Annotated in this window: 14 protein-coding genes; 11 read left to right on the top strand and 3 right to left on the bottom strand. The window is 69.6% G+C overall.

Annotated features, from left to right (window positions below; translation table 11 throughout):
• Nucleotides 1-31 precede the first annotated feature (31 nt).
• Together MYSTI_RS33335 and MYSTI_RS33340 are read left to right on the top strand one after the other, a co-directional pair.
• A complete protein-coding gene (locus tag MYSTI_RS33335; RefSeq protein ID WP_044900835.1) occupies nt 32-1,411 on the top strand; it encodes a DEAD/DEAH box helicase family protein in 1,380 nt (459 codons plus the stop codon).
• 1 nt (nt 1,412) lies between these two features.
• Nucleotides 1,413-2,642 (top strand): DUF790 family protein, encoded by a 1,230-nt coding sequence (locus MYSTI_RS33340; protein WP_015352246.1) that lies wholly within the window; start codon nt 1,413-1,415, stop codon nt 2,640-2,642.
• A gap of 3 nt (nt 2,643-2,645) precedes the next feature.
• Here MYSTI_RS33340 and MYSTI_RS33345 read toward each other — a convergent pair whose 3' ends face one another.
• Nucleotides 2,646-3,014, bottom strand: a complete 369-nt coding sequence (locus tag MYSTI_RS33345; RefSeq protein WP_015352247.1) for a helix-turn-helix transcriptional regulator — start codon at nt 3,012-3,014, stop codon at nt 2,646-2,648.
• 125 nt (nt 3,015-3,139) lie between these two features.
• Here MYSTI_RS33345 and MYSTI_RS33350 point away from each other — a divergent pair, with 125 nt between their 5' ends.
• Nucleotides 3,140-3,505: a response regulator gene (locus tag MYSTI_RS33350; RefSeq protein ID WP_052351108.1), complete on the top strand. Its 366-nt coding sequence runs from the start codon at nt 3,140-3,142 to the stop codon at nt 3,503-3,505.
• Between the two features lie 55 nt (nt 3,506-3,560).
• The gene (locus MYSTI_RS33355; RefSeq protein WP_015352249.1) at nt 3,561-4,394 is read left to right on the top strand and encodes a metallophosphoesterase family protein; all 834 of its coding nucleotides are present in this window, start codon (nt 3,561-3,563) and stop codon (nt 4,392-4,394) included.
• A 113-nt stretch (nt 4,395-4,507) separates the two neighbouring features.
• On the opposite strand, the gene MYSTI_RS33360 is transcribed toward MYSTI_RS33355, so the two are convergent.
• Nucleotides 4,508-6,730: a M4 family metallopeptidase gene (locus MYSTI_RS33360; protein ID WP_015352250.1), complete on the bottom strand. Its 2,223-nt coding sequence runs from the start codon at nt 6,728-6,730 to the stop codon at nt 4,508-4,510.
• Nucleotides 6,731-7,299: 569 nt separating this feature from the next.
• Between MYSTI_RS33360 and MYSTI_RS33365 the strand changes: the two genes are divergently transcribed.
• The 3 genes from MYSTI_RS33365 to MYSTI_RS33375 all read left to right on the top strand — a co-directional run bounded on the left by MYSTI_RS33365 (nt 7,300) and on the right by MYSTI_RS33375 (nt 10,690).
• The gene (locus MYSTI_RS33365; RefSeq protein ID WP_015352251.1) at nt 7,300-8,277 is read left to right on the top strand and encodes an NADPH:quinone oxidoreductase family protein; all 978 of its coding nucleotides are present in this window, start codon (nt 7,300-7,302) and stop codon (nt 8,275-8,277) included.
• 129 nt (nt 8,278-8,406) lie between these two features.
• Nucleotides 8,407-8,685: a hypothetical protein gene (locus tag MYSTI_RS33370; protein ID WP_015352252.1), complete on the top strand. Its 279-nt coding sequence runs from the start codon at nt 8,407-8,409 to the stop codon at nt 8,683-8,685.
• 625 nt (nt 8,686-9,310) lie between these two features.
• Nucleotides 9,311-10,690 (top strand): DNA glycosylase AlkZ-like family protein, encoded by a 1,380-nt coding sequence (locus MYSTI_RS33375; protein ID WP_015352253.1) that lies wholly within the window; start codon nt 9,311-9,313, stop codon nt 10,688-10,690.
• A gap of 13 nt (nt 10,691-10,703) precedes the next feature.
• On the opposite strand, the gene MYSTI_RS33380 is transcribed toward MYSTI_RS33375, so the two are convergent.
• Nucleotides 10,704-11,108, bottom strand: a complete 405-nt coding sequence (locus tag MYSTI_RS33380; RefSeq protein WP_044281923.1) for a hypothetical protein — start codon at nt 11,106-11,108, stop codon at nt 10,704-10,706.
• 81 nt (nt 11,109-11,189) lie between these two features.
• Between MYSTI_RS33380 and MYSTI_RS33385 the strand changes: the two genes are divergently transcribed.
• The 4 genes from MYSTI_RS33385 to MYSTI_RS42415 all read left to right on the top strand — a co-directional run bounded on the left by MYSTI_RS33385 (nt 11,190) and on the right by MYSTI_RS42415 (nt 15,375).
• Complete coding sequence (locus MYSTI_RS33385; protein ID WP_015352255.1) at nt 11,190-12,740, top strand: right-handed parallel beta-helix repeat-containing protein; 1,551 nt, start codon at nt 11,190-11,192, stop codon at nt 12,738-12,740.
• Between the two features lie 185 nt (nt 12,741-12,925).
• Complete coding sequence (locus MYSTI_RS33390) at nt 12,926-14,038, top strand: XdhC family protein (protein WP_015352256.1); 1,113 nt, start codon at nt 12,926-12,928, stop codon at nt 14,036-14,038.
• A 148-nt stretch (nt 14,039-14,186) separates the two neighbouring features.
• Nucleotides 14,187-14,780, top strand: a complete 594-nt coding sequence (locus tag MYSTI_RS33395) for a nucleotidyltransferase family protein (protein WP_015352257.1) — start codon at nt 14,187-14,189, stop codon at nt 14,778-14,780.
• A gap of 31 nt (nt 14,781-14,811) precedes the next feature.
• A complete protein-coding gene (locus tag MYSTI_RS42415; protein ID WP_169558686.1) occupies nt 14,812-15,375 on the top strand; it encodes a YqgE/AlgH family protein in 564 nt (187 codons plus the stop codon).
• Nucleotides 15,376-15,397: the final 22 nt, after the last annotated feature.

Genomic DNA, 15,397 nt, shown 5'->3' on the forward strand with positions numbered 1-15,397 from the left:
AGGATTGACGGGCTACGTCCTGACGGCACGCATGGATGTCCCTCTCGAGCTCCACTTCGACTGCGGCACCCTGGTGGCTCCCTGGCTGCCGGATGACGCTCGGCTGCGGGGGCTCTTCCAGAAGGACGCACGCACGGGGGTGTACCGCGCTCCGGCGTGGCACTACCGGGAGGCCGTGCTGCGGCTGCGGGAGCTGGGCGTGGCGTATGTGGACCAGGCCCGGCGCTTCGAGCCCCTGGAGGCCGCGCTGACGGTGCCCATCCATCCCTTCCCCCACCAGCGCGCGGCGCTGGAGGCGTGGACGCAGGCGGGAGGACGGGGGCTGGTGGAGCTGCCGACGGGTGCGGGCAAGACGCTGCTGGCGGTGCTCGCCATCGCGCACGTGAAGCGGCCCACCCTCGTCGTGGTGCCCACGCTGGACCTGATGGCGCAGTGGCAGGGCGTGCTCGCGCGGCACTTCTCAGTGCCGGTGGGGATGCTCGGGGGCGGGGTCAATGACAGACAACCGCTGACCGTGACGACGTATGACTCCGCGGCGATGCAGACCGAGTTCCACGGCAACCGCTTTGGATTGCTGGTCTGTGACGAGTGCCATCACCTGCCCGCGCCCAGCTATCGGTTCATCGCGGAGGGCTCGCTGGCGCCGTACCGGCTGGGATTGACGGCGACGCTGGAGCGCACGGACGGCGGGGAGCGGGTGTGTGAGGAGTTGCTGGGGCCTCGCGTGCATCGCACCGACATCCGCGAGCTCCAGGGAGAGTACCTGGCGCCCTACGAGGTGAAGCGGGTGGAGGTGGCGCTGACGCCGGAGGAGAAGGCTCGCTACGACGAGGCGCGGGCGCTGTATCTGGGGTTCGTGCGCAAGCTGGGCGTGCGGCTGTCGGCGCCGGATGGGTGGGCGCGGTTCCTGGCGCAGAGCCAGCGCAGCGACGAGGGGCGGGCCGCGTACCGAGGGTATCGCGAGCAGCGCCGCATCGCGCTCACCTCCAGCGGCAAGCAGGAGGTGCTGTGGCGCATCCTGCTGGAGCACCGCGAGGACCGGGTGCTGGTCTTCACCGACGACAACGAGACGGTGTACACGCTGGCGCGCCGGTGGATGTTGCCCGCGCTCACGCACCACACGCCCGTGCCGGAGCGGAAGGCGCTGCTGGCGGCGTTCGCGTCGGGGGAGCTGCCGGTGCTGCTCACCTCGCGCGTGCTGAATGAAGGCGTGGACGTGCCGGAGGCGAGAGTGGGCGTGGTGCTCAGCGGCAGCGGCAGCGTGCGCGAGCACGTGCAGCGCCTGGGACGCATCCTGCGCAAGCGGCCCGGAAAGCGCGCGCTGCTGTACGAGGTGTGCTCGGCGCAGACGGCGGAGAGCGGCATCAGCGAGCGGCGGCGACAACACGGCGCCTACCAGGAGGAAGGCTGACGTGCTGACCCGCGAGCTCCTGGCCTTCCGGGTGACGAAGGGCGTGCTGCGCCCCGCCTTCGTGAAGCGCGATGACCCGGCCCTCCTCACGCTCGCCGCCGAGCTCCTCGCCACCGTGGAGTCCTCTCGCGACGCGACGAGCGACGACGTGGAGGAGACGCTGGGCCTGTCCGCGGGCGCCTTCTCCCGTCCGAAGGTCGCGCGCGGGCTGGTGAAGCTGCTGGTGGACCGGCTCGCCTTCGAGGAGCCCGCGCCCGGCGTCTCCGAGGCACGCTGGGAGCGCCTGAAGACCGCCGCCCAGGTCCTGCGCACGCTGACCCCGGACACCTCCGTGCAGGACTACGAGGCCCGCCTGGAGACCACCCTGGGCACCCCGCTCCCCGCCGCGCGCGAGGCCCTCTACGCGGACCTGCCCGGCAACCGCAGACTCCTCGGCTGGGACGGCGACGCGCTCACCGCCCAGGAGCTGGTGGACCGCTACAACCTCGCGCTGGCGCAAGGGCCCTTGCTGTCCGCGCGCCGCCTGACGCTCAGGGCCCGCGCCCCCGAGCTGCTGCGCGTGCGCAAGGCCCTGCGCTGGCTGAAGTTCTGCCGGCTCGTCGCCGACGTGCGCCGGGATGGACCCGACTGGGAGCTGGAGGTCGAAGGCCCCGGCGCCATGCTCGCGATGCAGAAGAAGTACGGCCTGCAGCTCGCCTCGTTCCTGTCCGTCGTCCCGGTGCTCGAGCGCTGGGAGCTCAAGGCCACCGTGGAGCCCTCGCGCCGCCCGGCCACGCTGATGCTGAGCGACAAGGACCCGCTCTTCTCTCCCCTACCCGCCGCGTTGGGACACATCCCGGAGGAGGTCGCCCAGCTGTCCGCGGGCTTCGAGGATGAGGACTGGGAGCTGGACCTGACACCCCTGCCCCGCCACGTGGGGGCCCTGGGCCTGTGCGTCCCCGACCTGACCTTCCGCCACCGCACCTCCGGCCAGGAAGTCGCCCTGGAGCTCTTCCACGCGTGGCACGCGGGGGCGCTGAACCGCAGGCTGACGGAGCTGCGCACCCGCCCCGATGACGGCCTGCTGCTGGGCGTCGACCGGGCGCTCCTGGCGAAGGAAGGCGCGGAGCGCGAGGCCCTGGAAGCGCACCCGCAGGTCGTGCTCTTCCACGGGTTCCCCTCCGCGAAGAAGCTCCGCGACCGGCTGGCGAAGCGGGCCGCCCCGAAAGCCCAGGGCAAGGCCCGAAGCTAGCGCTCAGCTCCCCTTGGGCCTGAACTGCGCGGCCAGCACGCTCAAGAGGCGGATGGCGCTGCGGTCCAGTTGCTTCGCGCGGCGCAGGAGCCGGCGCAGCTCACCCGACTCGCCATACTCGCTGGGAGGCTCCGCGGCCCACTTGACCTCCTGGGAGGGCTTGAGGCCCAGGGCCTCGTCGGCGGAGATGGAAAGCACCACGCACAGCCGGCGGAAGGTCTGGATGCTCGGCAGCATGTGGCCGCGCTCCAGGCGCCCGTAGACTTCGCTCGCGATACCGATGCGCTCCGCGACGTCGGCCTGCGTCAGATTCAGGCGGGTCCGGGCGAGGCGCGCAGCTCCTCCGAGTCGAGAGGCGAGGGTCTTTTCCATGTTCGTTAACCTAATGGGTCCGCCCATGTCGATATGACTTGAGAGGTTGGCATCCAAGAACTTCCCAGGTAGTCTTATGGGGAGCTAACCTGATGCGTTACCCTCTCCGTGGCGGCGTCCCAGCAATGATTGCGAAGCCCTCGCTCACCTTCCTGTTCGTGGACGAAGACCCGCGCGCGCTCGCGGCCTTGCGACGCCTGTCGAGAGACTTGCCAGGTGGGAAGCGCTTCGCCCAGGGCATGACGGAGGCCCTGGCGCTCGTGCGGCAGGAGGCGCCTCGTGTGGTGGTGAGCGGGGACCTGCTCCCGGATGGAGCGGGCCTGGAGTTGCTGGAGCAGGTGCGCGCCCACCACCCCTGCACCGCCTGCGCGCTGCACGCGGTGAGTCCTCCCACCCGGCCCTGCCTCCGAGGCATCACCTGGGTGGACCGCGCCGCCTCCCCCTCCCAGGTGCACGCCCAGCTTCGCGCTTTGGGCTCGGGCTCCTGCTGACGTCCCGGAGGGGCGGCGCGCCTCGTGCGCCCGCGTTAAGGTGGCGCGGCTCGCCATGAAGCTCTACGCCATCAGCGACTTGCACCTGCGTCACGCCGACAACCGTCAGGCCCTGCAGACCCTCCCCTTCTTCCCCGACGACTGGCTCATCGTCGCGGGCGACGTGGGCGAGACCCTGTCCGAGATGGACTTCATGCTGCGCACGCTGACGGCGCGCTTCCGGCAGGTCATCTGGGTTCCGGGCAACCACGAGCTGTGGACGCTCCCCTCCGAGCAGCCCTCACTGAAGGGCGACGCGCGCTACCAGCGGCTGGTCTCCCTGTGCCGCAGCCACGGCGCGCTCACCCCGGAGGACCCGTACGTGCGCTGGCCCGGCGAGGGCCCCCACCGCGTCATCGTCCCCATGTTCCTGGGCTACGACTACTCGTTCCGCCCGGACCACGTCCCCGCGGAGAAGGCGCTGGACTGGGCCATGGAGGAGAACCTGCTCTGCACCGACGAGGTGCTCCTGCATCCGGAGCCCTACGCCACGCGCACCGAGTGGTGCATCGCGCGCGTCGAGGCGACGCGGGCCCGGCTCGAGTCACTCCCCGCCGGCTGCACCACCATCCTCATCAACCACTATCCGCTGCGCCACGAGCACGTGTGGCTGCCGCGCATCCCCCGCTTCTCCATCTGGTGCGGCACCAAGCGCACCGAGGACTGGCACGCGCGCTACCGGGCGGAGGTCGTCGTCACCGGCCACCTGCACATCCCCTTCACGCAGTGGCGAGACGGCGTGCGCTTCGAGGAGGTGTCGCTGGGCTACCCCCAGCAGTGGAAGCACCGGGGCGGAATCGAGCGGTGCCTCCGCGAAATCCTCCCGGGCGCGCCGCGGCAGTCGCCGTGAGCAGGCCCCCCCGCTGAGCTGAAACGACGAAGCCCCGGCGTCCGTGCGAGACGGACGACCGGGGCCTGAAACGGCGCGGCTGTGAGAGCCGCCGCGCCGCCTGCGTCAGGGGGTTACTTGTGCGACGCGATGAACGCGATGCCCTCGTAGCCACCCTTCGCGCCGAAGACCTCGATGTAGTACTTGCCGGCCGGCACGTTGTGGAGGTTGCACACCTCCGACATGTGCTCCTTCACGCTGCGGCAGTCGTAGTCCGACTTGGTCGGAGCCGAGCCGAGCTTCACGTACACGTCGGGGTTGCCCTCGCCCTCGCCCGTCTGGACGAAGAGGCTGTTGGTGCCGGTGCCGGGCTTGCGCTCCGGAACCTGGAGGGTGAACACGGTGGAGGAGCCCGCCGCGCCGGACAGGTTCTTCACCGCCACGCCGCTCTCCACGGGGATGAAGCCGCCCTTCCAGGTGACGGTCAGCGTCACGCCCGTGTACGGGCTGAAGCCGTTGAGCATCGCGTACCACTTGCCCTGGCTCGGAGTCGGGAACACGCAGCTCTCCACGTTGCCGCTGCGGTACGGACGGCAGTCGTACGTGGTGGTCGTCGGGGGGTTGCCGAAGCGAACGTGCAGGTCCGCATCACCCGTGCCGCCGGAGATGGAGAAGTTCAGGTCGTACGCGCCCTCGGGGACCTCGATGTGGAAGTACTTGCGCTCACCACGGCCACCGGCGATGTCGGTGACGGGGACGTTCTTCACCACCTCGGTGCTCTCGATGATGATGGGGACGCCCACGCCCACGGCCTTCCAGGCGTTGGTCACGGACGCAATCGTCGCGGCGTCATAGCCGAGCTGCGTCGCGGCCTGCTCCGTGGCGATCTTGGAGGCCTCGAAGCCGGAGTTGGCCTGGAGGATGTCCGCGTTGGCCTTGTACCAGATGTGCGCGGCCTTCTCGATGCCGATGCCCGCCACCACCGTCGTGGTCTTCCCACGCGGGTGCGTGCCACCCTGCGAGAGCAGGTAGAACGCCAGGTTGGGGATACCGGAGCTGTAGTGCACGTCGATGCCCGACGAGTAGTCCGGGAAGTAGTCGATGGAGTCCCCGTCCTGCGTGGGGTTCGCCATGTAGCGCAGGGCGTCGTTCGGGATGGACGGCGTCCACACGTCGTCACCGACCAGCCACGTGCGGGTGCTGACGACCTTGCCGTCGCCGAACCACTCGCAGACCGCGCCGAAGATGTCCGACATGGACTCGTTCATGCCGCCGGACTCACCGGAGTAGATGAGCTCCGACTCGTAGTCCGTCACGGCGTGGGTCAGCTCGTGCGCCGTCACGTCCAGCGAGTTGGCCAGGTTGCTGGCCGTCACGCCGTCGCCATCGCCGTACACCATCTGGGTGCCGTTCCAGAAGGCGTTCACGTAGTTGACGCGGTGGTGGACGGTGCTGATGAGCGCGCCACCGAGGTTGTCGATGGAGTCACGACCGAACAGCTCGTTGTAGCAGTCGTACACCGTGCCCAGGTGGTCGTAGTTGGTGTTGACGACCGGGTCGGCGTGCTCCGGCTGACCCTCGGTGCGGACCAGGGTGCCAGGCAGCGTCGTGGTGTTGTTGCCGTTGTGCATCCGGCGGTTGATGGCCTCGTGGATCTGCGGCAGGCGCACCATGACGTCGCCGTTCTTCGCGTTCACGAGCACGAAGTCACGAACCGGCGTGCCATCCTTCTTCTCGCCCGTCTGGGTGACCTTGTGGGCCAGGATGAGCTGGTCGCCATCGCGCCAGTACACCAGCTCCGTGGCCTCCTCGACGCGCAGACCGTCATGCGACTCGCGGTCCGACGCCACGGCGGACTTCGCCACGGACGCGTCCACGGAAGGCTTGGCCTCCGCCTTCAGGTCGCTGCGGGTGTTGGTGTTCGCCGCGATGATCTGCCCATTGCGGGTGTGGATGCGCAGCTCGCCGCCGTACACATCCACGTCGTTGATGCGCACACCAAAGCGGAAGTGGCTGTCGCCCTGACGGTCCGTGTAGGCCTTCTTCAGGAACAGGTCACCCGACTTCAGGTGGAACAGGGGGGCCACGGCCGTCAGTGCGGGGGCCAGGTCCGACTGCTGCATGGAGGCGGCACCCGCGGGGGCCAGCGCCAGCTCGCCCAGATTCCCCGAGATGAACGTGGGGATGTCCGTGCCTTTTTCCGTGTCGACGATGTTGATCCCGTTGCCAAGGGCCGCGGTCTTCTTCGCGGCCTCCTGGGGCTTGTTGGCCTCGGGAGCAGGGGTGGACTCGTTGCAACCAACCAGGAAAGACAGCGCCGCTACACCAAGTGCACCGCGCACTCGCTGATTCACCATTTGTAATCCTCCTAAGCGGAAAGATTAGTAACCAAGGTGTCACAGGATGGTTTGGTATTTCAAGGTTGCGCGATATTTTTAGTTAACACTCTATTCCCAAATTACCGGGCTTCGACTCTTTTCCGAGACATTCCGTGGACTTATGGGCGCCCTACCCACGACAGGTGTCGAACCATGCGACGTAGTGGGTAACCCCATCCCATGGTGTTTTTCGCGAAAAACGTGTGACCAAAGATGTCCACGTGAGGTCCGCGCGCGTAGGGACGCGATTTCGGCCTCATTTCCGGCGGGGATTTTGGGGGAGGAAGACCGGCGCCCGAGTGAGGCGGCCATCTTTTCAGTCTCGCGCTCTGACCCCTGAGCCATCCCCCGCACGAATCAGGGGAGCTGGATTCGAACCAGCGACCTCGAGAGCCCTTGAGCGTGTCGGGCCACACAGGCCAGACGCCGATCTTCCGTCGCCTCCCCACGGAGCCCGTGCGGGTTTCCTGACGTCGGGGCCGACTTGGGCGCGAGTTCTTTTCCTGGGCTTGCGGGTGCGCGAGGCTGCCGCGCCGAGAGGAGAAGACATGCGCGCACTGCAGATGCAGCGACTGGATGGACCGGACGGGCTCATGCTGGTGGAGCTTCCGGAGCCCGAGGCGGCGGAGCAGGTGCTCATCGACGTGGTGGCCGCGGGCGTGAGCTTTCCCGACCTGTTGCTGAGTCGAGGGCAATACCAGCTGAAGCCGCCGCTGCCCTTCGTGCCGGGTGTGGAGGTGGCTGGGACGGTGCGGGCCGCGCCCGCGGGCTGTGAGGTGAAGCCCGGAGACCGGGTGATGGCGTTCAGCTTCGGGCTGGGAGGCTTCGCGGAGGTGGCGGCCATCGCGCCGGAGATGGTCTTCCGCATCCCAGAGCGCTGGAGCTTCGAGGCAGCCGCGGGTGTGGTGATGAACTACCACACGGCCCACTTCGCGCTGCACCGCCGGGGGCGGGTGAAGGCGGGAGAGACGGTGGTGGTGCACGGCGCCGCGGGAGGAGTGGGGACGGCGTGTGTGCAGGTGGCGCGCGGTGCGGGGGCGCGGGTCATCGCGGTGGTGAGCGACGAGCGCAAGGCGGAGGTGGCCCGCAAGGCGGGGGCTCACGAGGTGCTGCTGTCCACGGGAGCGTGGATGGGCCAGGTCAAGGAGCTGACGGACGGACTGGGCGCCAACGTGGTGGTGGACCCGGTGGGCAGCGACATCTTCGAGCGGAGCCTCAAGGTCCTCGCGCCCGAGGGGCGGCTCCTGGTGGTGGGCTTCGCGGGAGGCAAGATTCCCGAGGTGGCCGTCAACCGGTTGCTGCTGCGCAACATCGACGTGGTGGGCGTGGCCTGGGGAGGGTTCCTGATGCATGAGCCCTCGCTGACGCGCACCATCGCGAAGGAGCTGGAGGCCCTGGCGGAGCGCGGCATCCTGGACCCGGTGGTGGGGAGCGTCTTCCCTCTGGAGGCGGGGGCGGATGCGCTGCGGGAGCTGGAGACGCGGCGTGCCACGGGCAAGGTGGTCCTGCGGATGCGCGCGGGGTGAGGCGTGGGCGCCTGGGGGGCGGAGGGACGTCCGGGCCGCCCACCGGGCGTGCGCCTCTCCAGGTCGCTTCGTCGTGTTGCTCCCCGGTGGTGGGGCGTTGACAGGTTACAGCCAGGAGGAGCCAGCGCCATGGCGGACGAACCCATCATCGACCGACAGCACGAACGGGAGCGGGAACAGGAGCGGCGGCGGCTTCAGGAGGAGGAGTTGAAGGACCTGGAGGTGGAGGCTCGCAGGGGGCCTCGGCCGCTGGAGGGTTACGCCGGAGGGCACACCACCTGGGCGAGCGCCCAGGACGACGCGGTCGCCGCCGTCGAACATGCCCATGACGCCGAGGCCTCGTGGGAGGCCAGCAAGCGGCAGGCGAGGCTCGAGCCGGAGCCCGAGCCGGAGGGTGAGCGCGATTGAGCAGGGGGGATGGCGTGCGCCGCCGTGCTCCAGCGCGGGGCGGAGCGGCCTCGCGAGGGCTTTGCGTACCTGTCTGTGGGGTTACGGGCTCGCGGGGCTGACGCGCTGCTTCATGAGCCCTTGTGGCCTCTTGCGTGGCTGATGGGGTTACCGACCGCGTGGGACTCTCAGCTGCCTCTTGCTGGAGTCCGCACCGTTCCGTCTGAGGGGTTACCGACTGGCAGCAACGCCCCCCAGCATCGGCCGGCCGTGGTGCCCCCATCGTGGGTGCCACGTGGCAGTTGGGGGTTACCGCCTGACAGCAGCGCCTCAGCGTCGGCCGGCCGTGGCGCTCCCGTCGTGGGTGTCACGTGGCAGTTGGGGTTACCGCCTGACAGCAGCCCCCTCAGCGTCGGTCAGTCGTAGTGCCCTCGTGGATGCCACGTGGCGGTTGGGGGTTACCGCCTGGCAGCAGCGCTTCAGCGTCGGCCGGCCGTGGTGCCCCATCGTGGGTGCCACGTGGCAGTTGGGGGTTACCGCCTGACAGCAGCGCCTCAGCGTCGGCTGGCCGTGGTGCCCTCGTGGACGCCACGTGACGGTTGGGGGTTACCTCCAAGCGGTGCCGCCCCTCCCTCGCACGAAACGCATGTGCCGGGTTGTGGGGTTCCGCCAGGTCGCGCCGACATCCGGCATCGGCCTCGTCGACTTCCTGAGTGCCCGTTGGGGGTTACCACCTGGCAGCAGCCCCTCCGTGCCGCCGGGACACAACCGCCAGAAAGCACCGCCGTCCCGAGGCCCCCCATACTTCGAGGTTTCTCGCCGCGGGCACGTTGTTAACGTCCTCGCCGTGGCTTCGACCTCGCGCCCCTCCCCTACCGTGCTTCAGCCCGACGAGGCACGGCGATTCCTCATCGGACAGCACGGCCTCGCGCGCCCCCTTCATCCTCCAGGCGCACGCGGTGCGCGCGCGCTCCTCAAGGCGCTGCGCTGCATCCAGCTCGACCCGCTGGATGTCATCGGCACCAACGCGGACCTCGTCGCCCTCGCGCGAGTGGACGGACTGGCGCGCGGGGACGTGTACCGACACCTCCTGCCCGGTCACGCCTTCGAGCACTTCGCCAAGGAGCGCTGCCTGCTCCCCGCGAGCGCCTTCCCGTACTACCGCGACCACGCCGTCCAGGCACCATGGTGGCGACAGGAGGAGCGACTCAAGCGCATCCCGGAGTCCGTCCTCCACGCGGTGCTCGAGGAAGTCACTCGCAAGGGCCCTTCGTCCTCCCGCGATCTGACGGACCACGGCACCGTGAAGCCCCTCGACTGGAGCGGATGGAAGAGCACCGCGCGCGCCACCGCCATGGCCCTGGATGTCCTCTGGACTCGCTGCCAGGTGGTCGTGTGCGGACGCGGCCCTGGAGGCAAAATCTATGACATCCCCCGTCGCGCCCTGCCCCGCATGGCCGACGCGGCCGTCAAGACCCCCTTCCAGCGATGGGCCCTCCTGGAGCGGGTGGAGGCCGCGGGCCTGCTGAGCCGCGCCAGCGGGCCCCACTGGTCCTCGCTGTCCGACGTGCGCACCGCGTCGCTCCCCGACACGCTCCTCACCGAGGGCGTCCTCGAGGAGGTGTCCGTGCCCGGCTCCCCCCGCCGCTACCTCGCCCCCACCGGCTTCCGCGAGCGCGAGTTCCCGGAGCCCGATACCCGCATGCGCATCCTCGGCCCCCTGGACCCGGTGCTCTGGGACCGGGGCCTGGTGCGCGTGGCCTTCGGCTTCGACTACGTGTGGGAGGTCTACAAGCCCGCCGCGCAGCGGCAGTGGGGCTGGTACGTGTGTCCCCTCCTCCACCGAGGCCAGCTCGTGGGACGGCTGGAAGCCCGCGTGCGTGAGGGCGAGCTCCAGGTCGACAACCTGTGGCGCGAGAAGGGCGTGAAGCTGGACGACGCGGCCCTGGATGAAGCACTCGCGCGACATGCGGTGGCCTGTGGCGCGCAGCTCGCTCGCCGCCCCCGGGCCCGCGTCGCGGCCTGAGGCTCGAGGCGGCTCAGGGCCCTGGCTTGGGCAGCTCCCGCTCCAGGGCCTCCGCCGCGCCCGCGTCTCGCTGCACACCGAAGCGCTGCCGGGAGCAGGCCAGGAGCTGTCCCGCGTAGACCGTGTCCGAGAGCGCTCCCACATAGTCGCCGTGCTCGGCCAGCGTGCGGGCGCGCTCATCCATCAGGTGCGCGAGGATTCGCGCCTGCTCCGCGTGCGCGAACAACCGGACCACGGAGCGCGCGTCGAACAGCGTCAGCGTGTCGAGCTCCATCCCCAGCGTCGTCAGGCACGCCTCGCGCAGACTCTGGAGGCTCGCCTCCAGGGAGCGCTGCGCCCGGACCCGCGCGAGGTCCGGAGCCAGACGGCCGAGCTCGTGAAGAGCCTGGAGGGCGAAGGCCTGACGCAGGATGGGCATGCGGAATGAAACTACACGGCGGGGAAGAAGAATCCAGGGGGTCATGGACCCTCCCCCGGGGAACGACGCAACATCCCCTCCATGCCCAGCCCCCGCGGAGTCCTCAGCCTCCTGCTTCTGTCACTCACGGCCCAGGCAGCCGAGTATCGCGTGGGGCCCGGTCAGTCCCTGGCGAGCATCGGTGAAGTGCCCTGGGAGTCGCTGCAACCGGGCGACACCGTGTTCATCCACGCGCGCCCCACGCCGTACCAGGAGAAGTGGGTGCTGGGCGTGAGAGGCACCGCCGCGGCGCCCATCACCGTGCGAGGCGTACCGGACGCGGCGGGCAACCTGCCCGTCATCCAGGGCGAGAACGCCACCACGCGCACCCAGCTCAACTTCTGGAACGAGCAGCGCGGCATCGTGAAGATTGGCGGCGCCAATCGGCCCGCGGACACGATGCCCGCCTACCTCGTGGTGGAGAACCTGCACCTCAAGCGGGCACGAGGCGCCTTCACCGGACGGAACGGGGCCAGTCGCTATCTCGACAACGCGGCGGCCATCTTCATCGAGAAGGGTGAGCACATCACCATCCGAGGCTGCGTCCTGGAGGACAGCGGCAACGGCCTGTTCATCGCCAACGAGTCGTCGGACATCCTCGTCGAGCGCAACCACCTTCACGGCAACGGAAACTCCGGCAGCATCTACGAGCACAACGCGTACACCGAGGCGCTCGGCATCACGTACCAGTTCAACCGCTTCGGTCCGCTCTGCGCCGGGTGTCTGGGGAACAACCTGAAGGACCGCTCGGGCGGCACGGTCATCCGGTACAACTGGATTGAGGGCGGCAACCGGCAGCTCGACCTGGTGGAGTCCGACAGCGAGACGATTCGCGCGGACCCGTCCTATGCGCGCACGTTCGTCTACGGCAACGTGCTGCTGGAGCCCGCGGGGGCGGGCAACGCGCAGGTCATCCACTTCGGCGGGGACAATGGGACGGCGGCCCAGTACCGCTCGCAGCTCTACCTCTTCAACAACACCATCCTCTCCACGCGCACGGACCGCACCACGCTGATGCGCCTGTCGACGAATGCGCAGACCGCATACGTCACGAGCAATGCCTATCTGGTGGAAGGCAACACCGGTCGCTCGCTCGCGCTCACGGATGCGGCGGGGACGATTCGACATGGCGGCAACTTCTATGAAACCGGTTACACGAGCACGTTCGGCACGCTCACCGGCACCATCGAGGAGACGGCTCGCAATCTCCAGGGAGACGCCCCGGGCCTCGTGGACATCGCGGGGCAGGACTTCCACCTGCTGGAGAACTCGCCGTTGAGAGGTGCCGCCGTGGCGCCTCCTCCCGAGGCCGCATCCCTCGTCGTGGATTGGCAGTACGGGAAGCACCGCGCGGCCGAGCCTCGCGCGGTGAGCAGCCCGGGCCACATCGGAGCCTATGGCGACCCGGCGGGCCCCAGCACCGAGACACCGGATGCGGGCTCGGGAGCACCGGACGCGGGGCCGGCCGGGCCCGGTGCGCCTGGGAAGGCTGAAGACAAGGGCGGCTGTGGCGCGGCGGGAGGAGGCTTCGCGGGGCCCCTGGGACTCGTGCTGCTGGTGGCATTCGCGCTGCGCCGGAAGTGGGTCGGGTGAGCTGGAGACGTCCGGCGACGAGGGTCGATGGAGGGCGGTCGCCTCGCCGGCCCGATGGCCCGATGGGCTGGTGGCAGTCGCGCCGCACCGGAGGTGGGCAGGCGTCCGAAGCCTCCACGGAGCCCTGGGCTGAACGGAACCCGGGCCGTTGACCGTGGAGGCTTGGCTGTTATGAATGGCGGGAGATGAAGGACCTGGATGCCATCCTGCGCGCCCGTGCTCACGCCCGGGGCCCCTCTGTGTTGGCCACGGTGGTCGCGGTATCGGGCTCGTCCTATCGAAAGCCCGGCGCCCGGATGTTGATGGGCGAGGACGGGTGGCTCGCGGGAGGTGTCAGCGGCGGGTGCCTGGAGACGGACATCGTCCGCAAGGCGTTCTTCAGGACGAGCACCGCGCCTTGCGTGCTGCGCTACGACTCCACCGGAGAAGGCACCGAGGACGAAGGTGGGCTGTCCTTCGCGCTCGGCTGCAACGGAATCGTCGACGTGCTGCTGGAGCGCTTCGAGGCAGGCGCCGAGGAGGCACTCTCGTTCGCCGCCGAGGCGCGCAACCAGGGCAAGCGAGCCGTGGTGGCCACCGTGTACCAAGGCCCGTCTCACACCGTGGGCACACGCTGGATGCTCCGTGAGGACGGCCTGGGGGCCGGACACGTCGAGGGTGCACTGGGTGAAGCCGTCCGAGCCGCCGCGCATGAAGCACTGGCACAGGGGCGGACCTGGAGCGGCCCCTGTGGTGACGCCCTGGTGTTGATGGAGGTGGTGGAGCCTCCACATTCCCTGGTGCTGTTCGGCAGCGGCTTCGATGTCGTGCCCGTCGTGACCCAGGCAACAGGGCTCGGCTGGCGCGTCACGGTCGTCGCGGACCGTCCGAAGGAGACCCTGCGCCGCCGCTTTCCCCTCGCGCACTCCGTGGTCTCCGCGAAGGCGCGTGATGCGGCCGAAGCCGTCCGACTGACACCTCGCGCCCTCGTGGTGCTGATGACCCACAGCCTGCCGCAGGACCAGGTGTTGCTGGCGGACCTGCTCCCCCGCCCCTTGCGATACCTGGGCGTGCTGGGTCCTCGAGCTCGCACGGAGAAGCTGCTCGCGGCGATGTCTCCTCCGCCAGGCGATGCGCTGTTGGAGAAGCTGCATGCCCCCGTGGGGCTGGACCTGGGCGCGGAAGGGGCAGAGGAGATTGCCCTGTCCATCGTCGCCGAGCTGCAAGCCATCGTGTCGGACCGGGTCGGAGGCAAGCTGCGAGAGCGCCGCGCCCCCATCCACACCGTGGCGCCACCTCCCGCGCGGAAGCTCGCATGAAGCCACAGGCCCGGCCCGCTCCCACCAGGCCAGCGCCTCCGGCCCCTTCGAATCAAGCCCCTCGCCGCATGAAGCACCGCACCTCGTCAGACGGCTCACATCCCTCAACGCATCGGGGCACAGCCTCGTGACCTCGACCCGTGACGACGTGACGGTAGGCGTGGTGCTGCTCGCGGCCGGAGGCTCGTCGCGACTGGGACAACCCAAGCAGCTCGTCAGGCATCAAGGCCAGACGCTGGTGCTTCGCGCCGTGGAGATGGCCCTCTCGGTCGGCCATGGCCCCGTCGCCGTCGTCCTCGGTGCGCATCCCGACGCCATCGCCCTGGAGCTGACCGGGCTCCCCGTCCACTGCGTGAGGAACGCCGACTGGGCGCTCGGCCCGGGGGGCTCGCTGAAGGCGGGACTCTCGGCGGTGCTCGCGACGGAGTCCTCGGGCGGCCCCACCGTCGATGCCGTCCTGGTCCTGCTGTGCGACCAACTCACAGTGGACGCCTCCCACCTGAAGTCCCTCGTCACCACGCTGAAGACCACGAACGCCGCGGTGGTGGCCTCCGCCTATGACGGCACCCTCGGTGTACCCGCGCTGTTCTCCCGCGCCGTTTTCGCGGAGCTCGAAGCCCTTCCCCCCGAGCAGGGCGCACGCGGCGTCATCGCCCGGGACCCGTCCCGCGTCGAGACCGTCCCGCTCCCCGGCGGTAACCAGGATGTGGACACTCCCGAGGACCTCGCCCGATTGAAGTAACCGGTTTGCGAGCGCAACCATGAGACGACTGTTGCCACGCTACTCAGTCGGGTTACCGCTCCTCGCCGGCCTCGCGGCGCTCGTGCTCTTCCCGCGCCTCATCGACACACTCAAGGCCCGCGAACACCCGCCCCTCGCCCCCGAGGCCGGCCGGGTCCTGGTCGCCCGCCCCAGCGGCGTCTCCGACACCTTCCACCAGACCGTGGTGCTGCTCCTCGAAGCCGGCGACACCCACCGAACCTGGGGACTGGTCCTCAACCGGGTGCGCGCCCCTGACGAACAACCCCTCCCCCAGGGCGTGGACCGCTGGGGCGGCCCGGTCCACCCCACCCACCGCATCACCCTCACCCCTCAATCCCAACCACCCGAGGGAGCCCATCACCTCCTGAGTGGCCTCTCCTGGTACGCGTCAGACCAGACGACCCAACCACCCGCCCCAGGCTCGCTCGCCTTCGCCGGGGTGGCTGCCTGGGGCCCTGGACAGCTCGAGCAGGAGCTCGCTGGCGGAGCCTGGTGGGTGGTGGAAGTCCGCGCGGCGGAAGTCTTCACCCCTCCCGGAAACCTGTGGGCCACGCTCGCCGCGCGACACCTCTGAGCCGCGCCACGTACGCGCGCCC

The sequence above is a fragment of the Myxococcus stipitatus DSM 14675 genome (assembly GCF_000331735.1).
Lineage (GTDB): Bacteria > Myxococcota > Myxococcia > Myxococcales > Myxococcaceae > Myxococcus > Myxococcus stipitatus.

Coding starts and splice junctions, on each gene's coding strand:
- MYSTI_RS33370 (WP_015352252.1), top strand. CDS start 8,407: ATGGCGGACGAACCCATCATCGACCGACAGCACGAACGGGAGCGGGAA.
- MYSTI_RS33345 (WP_015352247.1), bottom strand. CDS start 3,014: ATGGAAAAGACCCTCGCCTCTCGACTCGGAGGAGCTGCGCGCCTCGCC.
- MYSTI_RS33350 (WP_052351108.1), top strand. CDS start 3,140: ATGATTGCGAAGCCCTCGCTCACCTTCCTGTTCGTGGACGAAGACCCG.
- MYSTI_RS33335 (WP_044900835.1), top strand. CDS start 32: ATGGATGTCCCTCTCGAGCTCCACTTCGACTGCGGCACCCTGGTGGCT.
- MYSTI_RS33385 (WP_015352255.1), top strand. CDS start 11,190: ATGCCCAGCCCCCGCGGAGTCCTCAGCCTCCTGCTTCTGTCACTCACG.
- MYSTI_RS33390 (WP_015352256.1), top strand. CDS start 12,926: ATGAAGGACCTGGATGCCATCCTGCGCGCCCGTGCTCACGCCCGGGGC.
- MYSTI_RS33365 (WP_015352251.1), top strand. CDS start 7,300: ATGCGCGCACTGCAGATGCAGCGACTGGATGGACCGGACGGGCTCATG.
- MYSTI_RS33375 (WP_015352253.1), top strand. CDS start 9,311: ATGTGCCGGGTTGTGGGGTTCCGCCAGGTCGCGCCGACATCCGGCATC.
- MYSTI_RS33360 (WP_015352250.1), bottom strand. CDS start 6,730: ATGGTGAATCAGCGAGTGCGCGGTGCACTTGGTGTAGCGGCGCTGTCT.
- MYSTI_RS33355 (WP_015352249.1), top strand. CDS start 3,561: ATGAAGCTCTACGCCATCAGCGACTTGCACCTGCGTCACGCCGACAAC.
- MYSTI_RS33380 (WP_044281923.1), bottom strand. CDS start 11,108: ATGCCCATCCTGCGTCAGGCCTTCGCCCTCCAGGCTCTTCACGAGCTC.